The 15,961-nt window shown below is 45.1% G+C and carries 15 protein-coding genes and 2 pseudogenes; 13 read left to right on the top strand and 4 right to left on the bottom strand.

Annotated elements, in window-relative coordinates; translation table 11 throughout:
• Positions 1–141 precede the first annotated feature (141 nt).
• The 4 genes from QT996_RS26710 to QT996_RS26695 all read left to right on the top strand — a co-directional run bounded on the left by QT996_RS26710 (position 142) and on the right by QT996_RS26695 (position 3,220).
• Positions 142–975: a group II intron maturase-specific domain-containing protein gene (locus QT996_RS26710; protein WP_333050352.1), complete on the top strand. Its 834-nt coding sequence runs from the start codon at positions 142–144 to the stop codon at positions 973–975.
• Between the two features lie 195 nt (positions 976–1,170).
• Complete coding sequence (locus QT996_RS26705; protein WP_333050350.1) at positions 1,171–1,626, top strand: hypothetical protein; 456 nt, start codon at positions 1,171–1,173, stop codon at positions 1,624–1,626.
• A 377-nt stretch (positions 1,627–2,003) separates the two neighbouring features.
• The gene (locus QT996_RS26700; protein WP_106331468.1) at positions 2,004–2,789 is read left to right on the top strand and encodes a ParA family protein; all 786 of its coding nucleotides are present in this window, start codon (positions 2,004–2,006) and stop codon (positions 2,787–2,789) included.
• Entirely contained in the window at positions 2,786–3,220 is a 435-nt protein-coding gene (locus QT996_RS26695) for a hypothetical protein (RefSeq protein ID WP_333050349.1), read from the top strand. The genes QT996_RS26700 and QT996_RS26695 overlap by 4 nt, the downstream gene beginning before the upstream one ends.
• 590 nt (positions 3,221–3,810) lie before the next feature.
• Here the strand turns inward: QT996_RS26695 and QT996_RS26690 are convergent.
• Complete coding sequence (locus QT996_RS26690) at positions 3,811–4,761, bottom strand: tyrosine-type recombinase/integrase (RefSeq protein ID WP_333050347.1); 951 nt, start codon at positions 4,759–4,761, stop codon at positions 3,811–3,813.
• A gap of 448 nt (positions 4,762–5,209) precedes the next feature.
• Here QT996_RS26690 and QT996_RS26685 point away from each other — a divergent pair, with 448 nt between their 5' ends.
• From QT996_RS26685 to QT996_RS26670, 3 genes and pseudogenes are all read left to right on the top strand, one after another.
• Positions 5,210–6,301 carry an RNA-guided endonuclease TnpB family protein gene (locus tag QT996_RS26685; protein WP_333050346.1) on the top strand — a complete coding sequence of 364 codons (1,092 nt, stop codon included), beginning with the start codon at positions 5,210–5,212 and terminating at the stop codon, positions 6,299–6,301.
• Between the two features lie 105 nt (positions 6,302–6,406).
• A pseudogene (locus tag QT996_RS26675) lies at positions 6,407–6,777 on the top strand (element excision factor XisH family protein).
• A complete protein-coding gene (locus QT996_RS26670; RefSeq protein WP_106332496.1) occupies positions 6,765–7,094 on the top strand; it encodes a XisI protein in 330 nt (109 codons plus the stop codon). The pseudogene QT996_RS26675 and the gene QT996_RS26670 overlap by 13 nt, the downstream one beginning before the upstream one ends.
• 549 nt (positions 7,095–7,643) lie before the next feature.
• Here the strand turns inward: QT996_RS26670 and QT996_RS26665 are convergent.
• Positions 7,644–7,886, bottom strand: coding sequence for a hypothetical protein (locus QT996_RS26665; protein WP_333050345.1), 243 nt, complete (start codon positions 7,884–7,886; stop codon positions 7,644–7,646).
• Between the two features lie 192 nt (positions 7,887–8,078).
• Between QT996_RS26665 and QT996_RS26660 the strand changes: the two genes are divergently transcribed.
• From QT996_RS26660 to QT996_RS26635, 6 genes and pseudogenes are all read left to right on the top strand, one after another.
• Positions 8,079–8,333, top strand: a complete 255-nt coding sequence (locus QT996_RS26660; protein ID WP_333050344.1) for a hypothetical protein — start codon at positions 8,079–8,081, stop codon at positions 8,331–8,333.
• A gap of 348 nt (positions 8,334–8,681) precedes the next feature.
• Positions 8,682–8,912, top strand: a complete 231-nt coding sequence (locus QT996_RS26655; protein ID WP_333050343.1) for a hypothetical protein — start codon at positions 8,682–8,684, stop codon at positions 8,910–8,912.
• Positions 8,913–8,943: 31 nt separating this feature from the next.
• Positions 8,944–9,447 (top strand): hypothetical protein, encoded by a 504-nt coding sequence (locus QT996_RS26650; RefSeq protein WP_333050341.1) that lies wholly within the window; start codon positions 8,944–8,946, stop codon positions 9,445–9,447.
• A 287-nt stretch (positions 9,448–9,734) separates the two neighbouring features.
• Positions 9,735–13,118 carry a DUF3854 domain-containing protein gene (locus QT996_RS26645; protein WP_333050339.1) on the top strand — a complete coding sequence of 1,128 codons (3,384 nt, stop codon included), beginning with the start codon at positions 9,735–9,737 and terminating at the stop codon, positions 13,116–13,118.
• Positions 13,119–13,218: 100 nt separating this feature from the next.
• Entirely contained in the window at positions 13,219–13,461 is a 243-nt protein-coding gene (locus QT996_RS26640) for a hypothetical protein (protein ID WP_333050337.1), read from the top strand.
• A 365-nt stretch (positions 13,462–13,826) separates the two neighbouring features.
• Positions 13,827–14,990 (top strand): annotated as a pseudogene (locus tag QT996_RS26635) (ISAzo13 family transposase).
• Between the two features lie 133 nt (positions 14,991–15,123).
• Here QT996_RS26635 and QT996_RS26630 read toward each other — a convergent pair.
• Together QT996_RS26630 and QT996_RS26625 are read right to left on the bottom strand one after the other, a co-directional pair.
• Positions 15,124–15,498 (bottom strand): transposase, encoded by a 375-nt coding sequence (locus QT996_RS26630; RefSeq protein WP_333050334.1) that lies wholly within the window; start codon positions 15,496–15,498, stop codon positions 15,124–15,126.
• Positions 15,486–15,707, bottom strand: a complete 222-nt coding sequence (locus QT996_RS26625; protein ID WP_333050333.1) for a hypothetical protein — start codon at positions 15,705–15,707, stop codon at positions 15,486–15,488. Before QT996_RS26625 ends, QT996_RS26630 begins: the two co-directional genes overlap by 13 nt.
• Positions 15,708–15,961: the final 254 nt, after the last annotated feature.

Genomic DNA, 15,961 nt, shown 5'->3' with positions numbered 1-15,961 from the left:
TAAGCCGGATGTGCTGAAAGGTACAAGTCCGGTTTTGAGGGGAGGGGGTTACAGCGATGTAATCCCTTTACCCGACTTCTCCACGAAGACATAACCGTTGTTCAAAGATGTAAGGAGATAATCTCCGAATGGTTAAAAAGCATGGGCTTAGAACTGAAGCCTAGTAAAACTCGCCTAGCCCACACCCTTGAGGAATACGAGGGAAATACCCCGGGTTTCAACTTCCTTGGGTTTAATATACGGCAATTCCCAGTTGGAAAACATCACTCTGGGAAGAATAACGGAAAATTGCTAGGTTTCAAAACAATCATCACCCCAAGCCAAGAGAAGCAAAAGATACACTACGAGCAAGTAGCAAACATCATCTACGCCCATAGAACAGCGACTCAAGAAGCGCTAATTGGAAAACTCAATCCAATTATCCGAGGATGGGCAAACTACTACTCAACCGTCGTAAGCCAAGAGACTTACGAAGATCAAGACCACCTAATCTTTGACAAACTTAAGGCTTGGGCAAAACGCCGTCATCCCAAAAAGTCTATCCAGTGGATCATCAATAGATACTGGCAGACCATTGGCGGTAATAACTGGGTATTCGCAACCAATGCAAAAAGTGAAAACTTAATGCGGTTAAGAACGCATAGCGAGACTCCAATAGTCCGCCATGTGAAAGTTAAAGGCGAATCGTCTCCATACGACGGAAACCTGGTTTATTGGAGTACAAGAAGGGGAAAACACCCTGAAATCTCAACAAAAGAGGCAACTCTAATGAAGAGTCAAAGGGGTAAATGTAACCATTGCGGATTGATTTTCGGAGTTGAAGACAAATGGGAAATCGACCATAAAATCCCCCGATCCAAAGGCGGTAGAGATGAATATAACAATCTTCAGCTCTTACACAAACATTGCCACGATGTAAAAACAGCCAAAGATGGTTTGGCTGGGGGTAGTATTGTTAATTACCCAAATCACTGAGGAGCCGGATGAGGCTAAAGTCTCAAGTCCGGTTTTGTAGGCGAGGCAGAAAGGCGACTTCCTGACCTTAGCTATCGGAGTGTCAAAATAAACAGCCATTATTGATTAAGCCTGGTTTATTGCTGTGAGCCAACACCCTGTCTGGACGCAAATCCGTCGATCGCACCAGCCACGAGAGCTAGTATCATATAGCACATGGTACTAGAAAAGAAGCTCAAACTCATCCGTGATGTCGAAACGGGTATCATTGCTCATCAGGTCTGCTGCGTTGGGGTACTTCACACTGGTTTGGGCTCTTCAATTGCAGCGAAGTGGCCGGTGGTTGAGTTGGAGTATCGGCGCTTCTGTGGCCCCGATGCAGGTCGAAAGCGTTTTGTTCTCGGTAAAGTCCAAATGGTTCGGGTTAGCTCCACTCCTGAGTTATGGGTGTGCAGTATGGCGGGTCAAAACCTTCACGGCAGTAAGAAACGCTATACCGATTACGATGCCTTGGCGCTCTGTTTATCTAAACTCCACCACAAATCCCTGGAATTGGAACTAACTCCTTTCCTTCCCTACAAGCTTGGATGGTCTGGGGGACGGGGCGAATGGAGCGTTGTCCGCCCCCTCATCGAACAGCACTGCCCCAATGCCGTTATCTGCATTGATTGACCTGCATTCACGGGGACACAAGAGTGCGTGAATGCAGGCCGCCGTTAACTATAAAGAAACACGCACCGCGCCTTTTAAACACGCACTCCACATAAAAAAACACGCGCCGCGCCTTTTAAACACGCATCTATAGAGTCTGTGGAGGAAAATTGGGTGGGGACTGAGCGAGCTCATCTCCGCTCACTTGCTAATTTTAATAATTTAGCTTTTTATTAAAATGCTAACTTTAGCTCTTTATCTTTCAAATAAAATATAAATTGCTAAATAAATAAAATAATAAAATATTTAAATTAGCTTTTTACTAATTTAAATATTGACTAATTTCGTTTTTTAGATGACGATATATATAGAAAACCCCATCCCATGTCCCTAAAGCCATGATTGCAGTCGCCATCGCGTCCCTGTCCGGGGGGCAGGGCAAGACAACCGCATCTCTATTCCTGAGCCGCCTCCTAGCGAGCCGGGGCTATCCCACACTGGCTATCGACGCCGACCCCCAACACAACCTGACCACCTACCTGGGGCTAGAACTGCAACCCAACCAGCCCACCTTGCTGGAAGTTCTCAAAAAATCCGTACCCATCGAAGACGGCATCTATCCAGTCGAAGGTAGCGACAACTTGTTTCTAATTCCCTCCGACGACGGCCTTGACGCCGCCGCCGACTACCTATCCAGCAGCGGCGTCGGCGCTACCCTGTTGCTGCGCCGCCTCGAACCAGTTGCCGAAGCCTTTAAATTTTGTATCATTGACGCACCCCCGCAGCGCTCGCAGATTTGCTTAACCGCAATCGGTGCCGCCGACACCGTAATCGTACCCGCCGAAGCTTCCGTCAAAGGCTACGGTTCCCTAGTGCGGACACTCGACTTGCTCAACTCCATGAGAGATGTCAAAGCAACCAACGCTACCGTACTAGGAGTGCTGCCCTTCCGCGACCGCTGGATTGGCAACACTCAAACCCTAGAGAGCCGCCTAGCCGTAGAAGGAATGAAAGACGAAGTTGAAAACGAATTAATTCTCCCTTCAATCCGAGAATCCGAACAGTACAAAAAAGCCATTAACAAACGCCAAACTCTCAGCGAATTAGGACATCCCGACTTAGAATATCCCTTTGAAATACTGCTCGCCAAAATCGAGTCTCTTTTACAACAAAAAGTACAATGAGTGACAGCATCCTCGACCAAATTCGCTCCAACCGCAAGCGAACAGTTGTTCCAAGCCGAGAAGATACTTTAATCGCCCCCAAACAGGAGAGCGAACAAATTACCCAACAGTCAACTCCGGCGAACGAACCTTCAAAAGAAACCACTGGTGACAATTCAACCTTAGAAGAGTTAAAAGCCGAACTCGCGAAAATTCCGCCAACTCGCCGCCATTCTGCTGTTGTTTTAGATGCCGAAATAGATGCTAATTTGACGAGATTTTGCAAAGAAAAAGGAGTGACTGTAGAAGTATTTTTAGAAGCTGCATGGCTGCAAGCAGTAGCTTCATCTGAGCTGATGGAAAAAATCTTGGTAGAAGCTAAGTGCCGCTACGATTCAAGAAAACTTGCTGGAAAGCTGAGGCGGCTGATCACAATGCTATCCGGGCGCTGATAGGGAGTAAATCTTAATCGCTGATTCTCTGGACTACTTAGGACTTTTAGGGAGTTTCTGCGAGCGTGACGAGCGTAATCGGTTGTGTTACCATCAAAACTAATCAAACATTAAAAGAACGAATTTTTGATGGTGAGTGTTGCCCCTATTCCTGGGATGGTTGCATAAGTAGGTAGGCGGGATTAAACCGAATAATGTAACAGTATGTAAATAGGCTTAAGTCAGCCAGTAGAGAGCATTTGGACACTTTACATCGTTTACATAGTTGCGTTTTAAAGCGCCGACTTACTTAAGTCCTAAATAAATTGCCACAGCAATTTCCAGGTTTATGGAGTACGGTTGCAAGGGTTTGTCAACCATTTTGGTAAGTGCCTTTGGTAAGTGCTTGGGATTAAGGTGTACTCTATTTGCCTGGAATCTGCTGTATAAGTTTCATCCAAACCTCACGGGATGCGTGAAACTCAGACACAAAGCGTGCTGAGAGGGAAGCGACTCGGAGGATTTTAATCCCCGTTGTATTTTCAGGATATAGCAGTCCTAGATGTCTGTCTTGTCCACTTTGTATCAATCTTATGTAGTTCTCGACCGCGCTAAAATTCCAAATGCTGCACGGCCCGCCGCTTAGTTTCCTCCCCACGCCTGTCATATTTGGCCGTAGTTACCGGAGAAGCATGACCCGCCAACTTTTGCACCGTCACAATATCCACCCCAGCATCGAGGAGGTCCGAGCAAAACGTGCGCCGGAAATCGTGGGGACTAAAGGACTCCACCCCAGCGAGAAACGCCCGTCGCTGCACAATCTTCAACACACCATCCTCCGTCATGCGTCGGCGCTGAATTTCTCCCCCCTTCCGAATCGGGTACAACAGAGGCCCTGGAGCCTCTCCCCTCAACTCCAGCCACCGGGACACTAAAAGGCAAGCAGACTCCGGGAGGTAAACCGTCCTGTCTTTCTTGCCCTTACCCTCCCGGACGAACAGCGCTCCCGTAGATAGGTTGAAATCTCGCTTCAAGAGATTGACCGCTTCACCGCGACGGATGCCGCCCCCTCGCAAGATAGCAATCAGCGCCGAGTCCCTAACATCAATAGGGGTCTTACCAGAGCAGCTTTTCATCAATGCAGCAATCTCACAGAGCGTTAGCGCGCGCCCCCTAACTTTTCCCGATTGCTTGATACTCCTGACATCCACCGCTTTACTGTAATCGAGGGGGTCGATTAAATCCAACCGCAAAGCTTCCTTTAACACCCGCCGCAGGGCGCACAGCATTTGGTTCACCGTCGCGGGGGCGTACTTTTTCTCAAGGGCCGAGCGCAGAGCCGCCGTATGTCTGTAGCGCAATGCCGCCCAATTCAAAGTCATTGCGTCGCACTCCCCACCTGTCAGCATTCGGGCCATGATATTGAGCCCTTCTCTCATGGTTGCCTTTGACCGCTCGCTCCCCAAACTGTCGAGGTACACTGCTGCTGGGTGCTGAGTCAGGGGTACCGGACAGGGCAGATTCAATGTTTCCGGCTGTTGCTCTGGGAGTAAGTCGAGCATTTACTCTTTCAAAGTGACATTATAAATACTAAATTTTACGCCGAAAAGGCGTTAGCGATCGATTTGGCTCTTCCCTGGTGAACCCTCACCGTCCGGGGACGAGCCCGTGTGTTCCCTCCTCTTCGTAGAAGAATAACACCTTTATGCAGCTTTAGTCTGTTTTTTTGGGCTACTTGCTGTGGAATCGCCTGATATTGCTTTATCGCTGGTGGGTGGGAGAGTTATGCGAAGTGAGGGGAATTTTTGGGGAGTGCGATCGCGAATGGCTGTAATGATATGATGGCGGAATGGCAATCAATACTGCTCGGTTAAGCAATTTCGTGGTTATGATATGTCAGCTAAAGATATCTTTCACAATGCTGTTCGTTCAGCTTTAGAAAAAGAGCTTGACTAAAGTGCCAAATAGTTTGCTAAAATTCTCCATAGTTAATCATTGAGAGGAAGTTTTGTGTTTGCCCTCAAACGAGCGCTCAAACTGAATAACAACGAAGCGACTTTGATGGCAAGACACGCAGGATTCCGGCGCGTAGTATTTAACTTTGGGTTAAGCTTGCGGACTCAAATGTATAGCGAGGGAAAATTCACAGACTCGAAGGTGATCAACGAAGTTAAAAAAGTTCTTACCAACTACGTCAAGAAAAAGCCTGAATTCTGCTGGATGAACCAGTTGTCTAGTCGAGTTTATCAAAATGCTTTAATTGACTTGAAAGATGCTTTTAGTAGATATCGCTCAGGAAAGGCAGGTCATCCAAAATTTGCTAGCCGTCGAGACGGTCAATCTTTTACGGTTGATTCATCTAACGGCAAAGTTTTGTTAACCGCTGGCAACACTATTAAGATTCCTACTTTGGGAACTTTTCGGCTTTTTGAGCCATTAGAGTGTAGTTTTATCTCTCAAACTTTCACGATTTCAAAAGAAGGAAATCGCTGGTTCGTTTCTTTTTGCGTTGATGCAGAACGTCTCCCGGTTCAGCAGTCTGAAAGTTCTGTAGGAATTGATGTCGGCATCAAGTCATTTGCCACGCTGTCAACCCAGCAGGTTTTTGATGCGCCAAAACCGTTAAAGCAAGCGAAAACCAAGCTTGCTACTTTGCAGCGCCAAGCATCTAAACAGCTAAAAGGCTCTAAGAATCAGCGCAAAACTTACAATAAAATTAGCCGACTCCATGCAAGAATAGCTCGTATTCGCCTAGACTTTCTCCATAAGTTGACAACTTATTTAGCCCAAACTTTTAAGCTAATTAAGATTGAAGATTTAAACGTCAAAGGAATGATGGCGAATCATAAGTTAGCTGGAGCAATATCTGATCTTGGGTTTTACGAATTAAAACGGCAACTCGACTACAAGTGTCAAATGTATGGAGCTAGTTTGGTACTGGTAGACCAGTGGTTTCCTAGTACCAAAACTTGCTCGAATTGTGGCAACAAAAAAGATATGCCACTAAGCGTTCGGACTTTCGACTGTCCTGCTTGTGGCATATCTTTAGATCGGGATTTTAACGCAAGTTTGAATATTTTAAATTGGGAACCCTCGGCTTGAGGGGAATAGCCTACTTATCTTGGGATTAGCCGTCTACCCAACAGCGTAGGAAGTAAACCCTGAATTGTATCTAAAGACGACTTTAGGTAGGTTTAGGTAAGTTTTATAAAGCAGGGATGGATCATCACTCACGATCCTCTCTTTATCAAGGTAGAGGAACTTGATTTTTTTATCGACTTAGCAGGGAAAAGAGTTTATCAGCAGAGAAAGATGGCTTCAAAATTGCTATTGAGATTAAGTCTTTTATCGGTGCATCTGATTTAGCCAGCTTTTATATAGCTTTGGGTCAATTTCTCAGCTATCGTTCTGCCCTGAGAAAGAAGCAACCAAACAGAATTTTGTATTTAGCAATAAACCAAGATGTGTATAATGATTTTTTCAGCAATCGTTTTATTCAAGAATTAATCGCTGAGCATCAGCTCAAATTACTCATTTTTGATGTTATTCAAGAGGGGATACTTTTATGGAAAGAGTAAACTACAGAGAATTAATCCAAACAATTCTATCTCAACACTCAAGGAATGACTTGGATACTGAAACAGAAGTTCAATTACTTTTTGATACCGAACGGGAACATTATCATGTGGTTCATTTGGGCTGGGACGAGCAAAAACGGGTTTACGGCTGTGTGATTCACGTTGATATAAAAGATGGTAAATTTTGGATTCAGAGGGATAGAACGGAAGCAGGAATAGCGAATGAGTTAGTAGCCGCCGGAGTTCCCAAGGAAGATATTGTTTTAGCTTTTAAAGCCCCTTACGTGCGTCAATTTACTGAGTTTGCAGTGGGGTAATTAGATACGGAGGATTTACATTTTCATCAAAAATAAAGTATTTAGTTTTATCACGCGAGCGGAACTTACGCTCATAAACCGGGTTCCTCTGAAAATCCTGTGTTTGGAGATGTCGAGGAATAGCACTGGGGAAGAAATTCATAATCCGGGTTAGCTACCCCCTTTATCATCGGCAGAAAGATACTCACTTTCTGCTCGCGCAGATTCTTCTGCGCGCTCGTTATTTTTCCCTCAGCAAGATTGTCAGCTTCCCGCTATCTTGGCAACAAGCAAAGACTTCCGGCTGATAAAATATGCAAAAAGATCATAATTTCAGTTAAGAGAGTGAAAATAACGATCGCATGGTTACGGGCGAGATTGAAGGACGGGAAAATGCCCCTACATTATTCGGATGCCGGAAAGAGTGATCGCTCTTTCTGGAGCTTCCCCGGCAAACCTGCGGACTAGAGCCCAGCGAAAGCTCTGTGCGAAGCCGAGGGTTGCTTCATGTTAGCGTGAGGATATTAATTGAAAGGTTCTTGCTATGAAGCAATACAAAAACTTTTCCCATCACTGGACACGACGGCAACTGCTCGAATTTGGGCGTTGCATTTCAGGGGGCGACAAGCGCCCCTGAAGGGTGTCCCTTTGGCGCAGTGAATAAACGGCCGCTTCCATCAAAACCGAGAGTTCTGGGTCTGCCATCGTTTCCACGGATGCCAACAGCGAAGGATACAAAGAAGCGCTCGTCACCCCTAGCGTTGTAGCAGCAGCGGACACCTCAACCGTTAGCGGTATCGGTATTTGTGTCATGATTGAAAAACCTCATTAATGTGAGTGCCACACCCCGCCCCAGAAGATTTCCAGTCAGAGGGAGCGGGGTTTGATTTTGGTGTTAAAGGATGCCTGTGTATGCACAAATATGCTTATGTATGCACATACATGGCACTTTTATTTGGGTATTGTCAAGCCCTATGATGAAAATTGTTGTGCATACACAGACAAATGACCAGAAAACCCGCAGAACGCAGCGCTTGGGGCGAAAACAAAGAGCGCTACAGCATTTTTGTAACTCCCACCGCGATGAAGGCGATCGACACCAGGGCTGAGGCTCTTGACATATCGCGCTCTGAATTCTTGGAACAGTTCGCCCGTCAGATGGTGGGAATGACCGATACTGAACTAGGAAAGGAGGATAGGGAGGAATTGACCAAAAGTCTTGGAGCAGAGTATCGCATTAGCCCGCGAAGAACTTGCTAGCAGGGGTTTGTTTCTCAAGCGCAAGGCTAAGGGCGATCGGGTTCAATTGCTAAAAAATCAAATTATGGAATGGGAAACACTACTTGAAAAACTAAGGTGAAGTTTCGGTATACACCAAAATTTGTTGATCTCGCGTTTGGTGTATACCCAAAACAGCAACGCCAAGTGTGCTGGATTGAAAGTTCAAAATGTCTCAGATTTTTTGCCAAAAGCTTTTGTGGACTGCATTTAGGTAGAACCAGAGCTAAGAACGGCATTTCAATTTTTTTGAGTTCCACGACCCCCCAAACCCTTACTATAAAAAGCTGGAGGCGTTTTAAAATACATCCATTTAAAGGAGTGACTGCAATGATTGGATGGCCGTTTAGCAAAAGTGAGGATGACGATTCGGAGCAGGAAAACAGACATTCGGCGTCATCTGAAGAAGATGGCAAGGAGATGGAAAAAAAGTATGGGTGGGAACTCAAAAGAGTCGAACAAAACGAGGACGATTCAGACCTATCGGTCGATTGCGTGTTTAAGGGCAAGCAGACCAGCTTCTGGGATATGTGGGGCGACCATCAAGACGACCCGGACTAGATGAAGCATAACTATAAAAGCATTTGATGTGATGACACAAACTGAAGAACTCGAACTTTACGACCCATTGGCAAGCAAGTCTACGCTGAGCCTTTACCTAGTCAAAGAGCAAGAAAAATGGATTCCTATCGAAAGCAAAGAGCTTGTGATTGGGAAACAGTTGACTCGACTGTTACAGCTTTCTCACGATTCGCGTCCTCTACTGAAGCGCAAGGTCAAAGTTGGAGAACGGCTAACTTACCACGTTAAAAAAGAGGGTAGCCCTTGGAAAGCTTACCTTGTCACTCCCTCGGACTGGGTAGTGGTCAGAGTGTTTCGGTACGAAGCTGACCTATCAGAGGTTGAAGGGGATATGCCAGAGTTTCGGGACGTACAGATTGCTTACTGCGAGCGCCAGCCTTTGATGCCAGAAGAAGCTGAGGCAATGACTTATGAGATTGTCAGCAAGGTTTCCGTTTATTCATGCGGTGGCGACAGGGAAGCTTATCAGAAATTCCTTGCCAGCGAGCAATCTAAGCCATACGTTCGAGTTTAAAATTGGAGGATCTATCAACTCATGGAATTACAGAGGCCCTTGGCAACAACCGAAGAGCCTCGCAGCCCAAGACCAGACCAAAAAAAAGAGTCCGCTATCTATAGAAGAGACGGCAGACAAAAAAATTAAAAAAACTTTAGATTCATCATAATCTATTTCTGCCATTACCGCATCATTTGCACCTTTGCACATTAACGGTAGTTACAGCAGAGCCGTCTCTTCTACATTTAGCGGGTTTTTGTAAAAAAAACCAGTTAGCACCGCTATGAGTAGCGAGAGAGGCATCTATGAACGTTGTTGCAAATCAATTTTTATCAACTACCACTTATCTTTGCCCCAAACACAAGAGCCACATTGAGAGCCGGGGGCTGTTGAATAATTGGAGTTACGCCAACTGTCGCACCGTATCTGCGGATGAGGCATCAGTTTACTTGGGCTACGCGGCGAAGTCTGGCGGCATCCTGTTTGTGGGAAAAACAACGCAATTCCAATTCAGACCGGACAAGCCTTGGAAATCAGAAAGCTGCAAAAAAGCGCCCAAATATCGCACACCAGTGGGAGAATACGACGCATTCTTGCCCCAGCATCCCACCGACAAAAACTACTGGGAGCCAGAAAATCTCAAGCAGCACTGCTACCGCATCAACGACCATCCGTGCATTGTCCTCACTGAAGGCCCGTTCAAAGGAATCGCCGGGTGCGCTAACGACATCCCAACTATTGCACTGCTGGGCGTTTCAATGGGTCTAACCTCTAAAAAAGGAGACATTCAAGGCAAGCGCTACTTGGTCGAAACTTTAGAAAAGTACGCCCGTGCCGGCTTCGGGTTTATCTTTGCCTTCGATGCCGACGCCGCCACCAACCCAAACGTCACCTGGGAACAGCGGAAACTCGGTCTTGTGTTGCTCAAGTTCGACGTTCCGGTCTACAGTGCAACTGGAGGTTGGGATGCGGGCACCGAAGGCGAAACCAAAGGCATGGACGATTTGATTCAACGAAAGAGCATTGAAGCTTTTAGAAAAGTGCTGGCCACGTCCGTTACTTTTAAGGACTGGGAATCAAAAACCTTTGGAGGCGACGACGGCAGCGGTGGAACTAGAGACAGATACCTCGTCCCCAAGTCCACAACGTTTGAGGTACACTGCCTCAAGAATTTATTCGGAGATGATTGGATAGTCATCAATGATGCTTTCTACCAATGGAACGGGCGCTATTGGCAGTTCCAAGATGAAGCGGACGTAAACAAACTCATCGGCGACTTTACGGAGAATTGCTACGAAACAGCAGAAGTCGGCAAAAAGTTTAAGTTCGGCACTAACAAATTCTTAGATTCTGCCTTCAAATATTGCCGGAAGGTGCTGCACCAGAAGGTTGACACTTCTCGGAACCACCTCAAATCGTTCTCGAACGGCACTGTGGATTTGAGAACTGGCGAACTGTTCCCACACGACAAGGAACATTACCTGCTTTCCTGTTCGCCATGCGATTATGTTCCGGGGTCAGAATGTCCGCAGGAATTTAAGAAATTCATACTTTCTGCCTACGGTGCCGAACAGGTAGAGGTCATCAGAGCCTTGACTTCGATGTACTTAGACCCAACCGCACCTTACGGGAAGTTTGCTTACTTGATTGGGGATAGCGGTAGCGGGAAAGGCGTGATGCTCAGGACTTGGGCAAACTTACTTGGCGAAGAAAACAGCGTCAGTTCCAATAGCTTGACCGAACTGACAAAACCTGAAGGCCGGCATCAGCTATTAACTGGTAAATCCTTGTTTTACATCCCCGACGCTGGCGGATTTCTGAGCGGACTCAAAGCTTTTTACGAGTTGGTGGACAACGGCGGCATTTCGGGACGGGCGCTATTTTCGGCATCGGCTTACCAGAAAAAATGGAACGTGCGATTTGCGATCGCCTCCGTCGAACACATCCAAACGGAGAACAGTGGCGATGGTTGGGACAGGCGCTGCATTCCGTTGCAAACCCGCGCCCGAACGGCAAGCATCGAAGATCCGGATTTAGGCCACAAACTATCGGCAGAGCTGGGTTCGATCGCTGGTTGGGCGCTATCAATGGACAAGACAGAACGCAATCGCATTTTGCTCGTACCATCAACCAACCCGTCAATTGTCGCGTTGAAACAAGACGGCGCAATTCTAGGGGATAGCGTCCGTTCGTTTGTTGATCGCTGTTTGAGAGCGGGTGGCGATAGTTACGTTGGCAGCGATCTGCACAGTTGGTATGTGGCATATTGCAAAGCCCACAATCTCTTGCCAAGCGGTTACAACAAATTCGTTCACCACTTGCAGCGAGTATTGTCAAATCACTGGCGAGCTTCCGAGGTTGTGCGAGAAGGCGACAAAATCAAGCGCATTCCGGCTCAGTGGCGGGGACTTCAGATTTTACCGTGCTTTGTTGATGTAGCAGTCGCGGAGGATGAAGGTGGCAGCAACCGACCGCACATCCCGAACTGGGCTTGCATCAAAACTATTTGTGCTGATGGCGGATTGCAAGAATTAACTCGAACCCGCACGGTTACAGGCACTTCAGCGATTGCAGAAATTCCAGCACATTCTCAAATAGCTCAAACCGTTGTGGTTACAGACGTTACAAGCAATTCTGAAATTGTTACAACATCTAAAAACCCTACAACCCGCATGGTTACAGACGTTACAGCGTTACAGGGTAAAAGTAGCCAGTATGAAAAGACCTCATCATACGAGATCACAGATGATCTTAATAACACGGCTGAAGGTGAACCCTTAACTGATGTAACTCCTGTAACCACAACTGTTACACCCACTTTTGAGTCCTCAGCACAATCCTGTAACAGCTCAAAAACTTGTAACAACCCTCAGCTATCCGAGCCAGGGACGATCGCCCCTCTGGAATCCAAACCAATAGAGCCAACCGAACCAACAGAGCCGCCGAGCGTCCCGATGGTGAATTGGAATGTCGGCGAGCAAGTAAAAGTTTCGACCCAGTATCCCGGAGCTCAAGAATATATAGACGAGCGGGCCACCGTAGTTAAGGTGTGGAGCGATGGGCTATGCCGGATTGAGCTTGACCGCGAGATTTCAGTCATTGGAGGTAAACCTAAAAAACAATTCAACCTTAACGGGCGTTACTTGGTTTCAGAGTTCGCGAGCGACTCAAATCTCAACGAAGAGGAACTAGAACTCGTTAACCTGATGCGGTTCGCGGTTACACAATCAGACCCCCTAGTTACCGATGCCGTGAAAAAATGTCTCACGGAAACTTGCGACAAAGGTTTCGCTAACCGAAAAAAAGTTTGGGAAGCGTTGACGGCGAGTGAGCGAACTGTATTTAAAGCGCTACTAGCTGAGTTAAAAGCTCAGCCTCAGCCGAAACAGTTACCTCACACCCCCGCCCCGGTCGAGTCCGAGCCAAAAACTCTATCTGCCCCCATCGAACTCTCGAAGCGGGAGTGGGAACAGCCGACAACAGAAGCAGTGACCCAAGGAGAGCCAATACTGAGGCCGACGCCAGAACAGTTATCTGTGCCGATTGCCTCCTTGGAGTCAGAGCCAGAGCAGGAATTGCCAATCTTCACAGCGGATACTGAAGTGCATCAGCTTGATTTGCTGCCAGATTTCAAGCCGCTTTCAGACTCCGACGGGAGATTTTCGCCCGAATCTGAAGATTGGGCTTAATCCAAGAACACACTGCGAGCCTTGTCCAGTCTAGGCTTTCGTCTCTCTGTATCGATATTGGCTCTTAGTCAGCTTCACTCCAAGTAAGTGAGTTATTCCCATGAAAACATTTGTCGAATTCCAGCAGATTTATCTGTTCGCGACTCGCACGTTGATCGAAGCCGCCATCAATCGCATCATGAACAACCGCGAACATCAAATATCGCAGGCGAAACTCGCAATCGCCACCGCAAACCGAAAACTTGAAAATTTAGAATCTTCGCGGATAGTGTTCCAAAGAAGAGCTGAGTACGAACAGGAACCGCCCGATGTGGGGGAGTTGCGGGAGGAATTGACCGCCTAAATCAGCGACTGGTGGCCGCCTATCAACTTCCTGAAATTACACCTTCTAAACGCGAGAAACGGCAAGCGAGCGAGCAAGTCAAAGAATTCGTTGAAGGCGTGATTCTGAGTCTCAGTACCGAATCAATAAGGACTGAAAAATAAATAACTTGATGGATTGTCGGATATAATCACAAACAGCGCCCTGATTACTACAGCAATTTCCAGGTTCATGGAGTACGGTTGCAAGGGTTTGTCAACCATTTTGGTAAGTGTTTGGGAGTAAGGTGTACTCTATTTCCCTGGAATCTGCTGTATTTTCTCTAAAATCGATAGAAACTCGCAAGGTATTTTTCTATTCTACCACTTTATCTGACCTTTAAACCTATGTTTTATTCTAGTTCAATTGAGTCGGAAATAAAGAAACTTTATAACTCTTTATCAGAAAAGGATAAAAGAAGGTATGCAGCGATCGAGGCACAAAAATTGGGATGGGGTGGAATTAGCTATATAATGAAACTTTGCGGATGCAGTCGAAATACTATTGTCCAGGGAATTAAAGATTTAGAAACAATGAATAAAACGACTATTAATAATTTAAGGGTCAGAAAAAAAGGAGGAGGAAGAAAAAGTATTTTAGCTACCAGGATCGGTATTGATGAAGCCTTTTTAGAAGTCTTAAAGTTCCAGACAGCGGGAGACCCAATGAATGAGCTAATTAAATGGACTAATTTAACGCATAAAGAAATAGCTGTCGGACTGAAAAACGCCGGATTTTGTGTGAGTCTTCCTCTAGTAGGACAACTCCTAAAAAAACATGGATATGTGAAGCGAAGAGCACAAAAGAAACAGACAACAGGAATTAATAAAAATCGTAATGCTCAATTTGAAAATATTGCTAGATTCGATACAGAGTATAGAGAGGCGGGTAATCCCATCCAACCGTTTTGATACAAAAAAAAAGAAGTTTTAGGGAATTTATATCGTCCGGGAACTCTCTATACAACCGAGCCTGTCACTACTTTCGATCATGATTTTTGGAGCTTAGGTCACGGAAAAGTAATTCCACATGGGATTTATGATGCTCAAGAAAATCGAGGATATATAACATTAGGTAACAGTAAAGATCCAAGTGAATTTGCTTGTGAATCTCTAAAAAATTGGTGGAATAATTATGGAAAATTTCTCTACCCGAATGCCACTTCAATTTTAGCAAAGTGTGATGGTGGAGGTAGTAACAATGCTAATCATTATATCTTTAAAGAAGATTTACAAAAGTTAGTTAATGAAATCGGAATTGAGATAAGGATTGCCCATTACCCTCCTTATACATCTAAATATAATCCCATCGAACATCGACTCTTTCCTCATGTTACGAGAGCTTGCCAAGGAGTAATTATTACTAATATAGAATTAGTCAAATACCTGGTAGAAAAAACTCATACAAAAACCGGGCTCTCTGTAGTTGCAAATGTGCTTAATAAAGTCTATAAAATTGGTCGAAAGGTAGCTGATAACTTTAAAAAAACTATGCAAATTATTTTTGATTAATACTTGCCAAAATGGAACTATAGAGCCGTACCTCAAACTTAATACTTCATCAAGTTATTTATTTTTCAGTCCTAATAAAAGCTTCAAATGTAATTGCATCAATTCCGCCTATTAGATTAACCGATGTCAAAATTTACTTAACTGACATTGCTCCAATTATTGAGACATTTTTGCCACGTTTAGTTGGTTTTTGCCCCTTTGCCCTTTCACCTTTTAAAGACCTAGCATATAACCTAACCATTGCCAAATTAACTCCCGATTCGTCAATGAATATTAAGTCTTTTAAACTAATCTCTTTAATTTTTTTCCCGAACTCACATCGCAGGAGTTGAACTCGCTCCGTGCCTTTGCCTGAAGTGAAGAGTGTTTTTTTTTTGACAGTAATGCCTAAGAGTTTTATCATTCTTCCTATTGTTGCTCTACTAACGAAAAATCCAATTTCCCCATAAACTAAATAACGGAGTTCTTCAAGAGTTGCATCATTATTTCCTTCAATCAATTGGGCCAAAAGAGTAGTTGCTCCGCATTCAGTTTGCCTTTGACTCCACATCGGTCAGTTCTGGGAGTAATGTTTTTTGTTTCACGATATTGTTTAAGCAATTTTTTTACAAAGCTCAAGGCTACAGAAAAACGCTTAGCTATTGCTTTTTGTGAAATGGGTTCAGCATGATAAGTATCAAGAATTTTTTGCCTAAAATCAATCGAATAAGCTTTCATTTTTAACAATGTATGAAGTTTGGTACAAGTAAACGGGTTGTGAGTCAAGCAGATCGTGCTGTCAAAAAAATGCTATTATGTGTGGTAAGTAGTCACACAAAATTAATTACACAAACAACTAATATGATATAATAAAAAATATCAACTTGTGTTCAAAGAGGTTTTATATGTTTTTACTTCGAGATATCAATCCACTTTCTTTAAAATTGCTAAACCGAATTTATCGCGAAAGCAGACATCATCAAGTGCGCCAA

The sequence above is a fragment of the Microcoleus sp. S13C4 genome (assembly GCF_036700865.1).
In the GTDB taxonomy this organism is placed as follows: domain Bacteria; phylum Cyanobacteriota; class Cyanobacteriia; order Cyanobacteriales; family Microcoleaceae; genus Microcoleus.
This window is presented reverse-complemented; position numbering and strand designations above follow the sequence as displayed.

Bases quoted from the DNA above. Each gene is read 5' to 3' on its own strand.
- QT996_RS26710 (WP_333050352.1), top strand. From the start codon at position 142: ATGGGCTTAGAACTGAAGCCTAGTAAAACTCGCCTAGCCCACACCCTT.
- QT996_RS26705 (WP_333050350.1), top strand. From the start codon at position 1,171: ATGGTACTAGAAAAGAAGCTCAAACTCATCCGTGATGTCGAAACGGGT.
- QT996_RS26700 (WP_106331468.1), top strand. From the start codon at position 2,004: ATGATTGCAGTCGCCATCGCGTCCCTGTCCGGGGGGCAGGGCAAGACA.
- QT996_RS26695 (WP_333050349.1), top strand. From the start codon at position 2,786: ATGAGTGACAGCATCCTCGACCAAATTCGCTCCAACCGCAAGCGAACA.
- QT996_RS26690 (WP_333050347.1), bottom strand. From the start codon at position 4,761: ATGCTCGACTTACTCCCAGAGCAACAGCCGGAAACATTGAATCTGCCC.
- QT996_RS26670 (WP_106332496.1), top strand. From the start codon at position 6,765: ATGGAAAGAGTAAACTACAGAGAATTAATCCAAACAATTCTATCTCAA.
- QT996_RS26665 (WP_333050345.1), bottom strand. From the start codon at position 7,886: ATGACACAAATACCGATACCGCTAACGGTTGAGGTGTCCGCTGCTGCT.
- QT996_RS26660 (WP_333050344.1), top strand. From the start codon at position 8,079: ATGACCAGAAAACCCGCAGAACGCAGCGCTTGGGGCGAAAACAAAGAG.
- QT996_RS26655 (WP_333050343.1), top strand. From the start codon at position 8,682: ATGATTGGATGGCCGTTTAGCAAAAGTGAGGATGACGATTCGGAGCAG.
- QT996_RS26650 (WP_333050341.1), top strand. From the start codon at position 8,944: ATGACACAAACTGAAGAACTCGAACTTTACGACCCATTGGCAAGCAAG.
- QT996_RS26645 (WP_333050339.1), top strand. From the start codon at position 9,735: ATGAACGTTGTTGCAAATCAATTTTTATCAACTACCACTTATCTTTGC.
- QT996_RS26640 (WP_333050337.1), top strand. From the start codon at position 13,219: ATGAAAACATTTGTCGAATTCCAGCAGATTTATCTGTTCGCGACTCGC.
- QT996_RS26625 (WP_333050333.1), bottom strand. From the start codon at position 15,707: ATGAAAGCTTATTCGATTGATTTTAGGCAAAAAATTCTTGATACTTAT.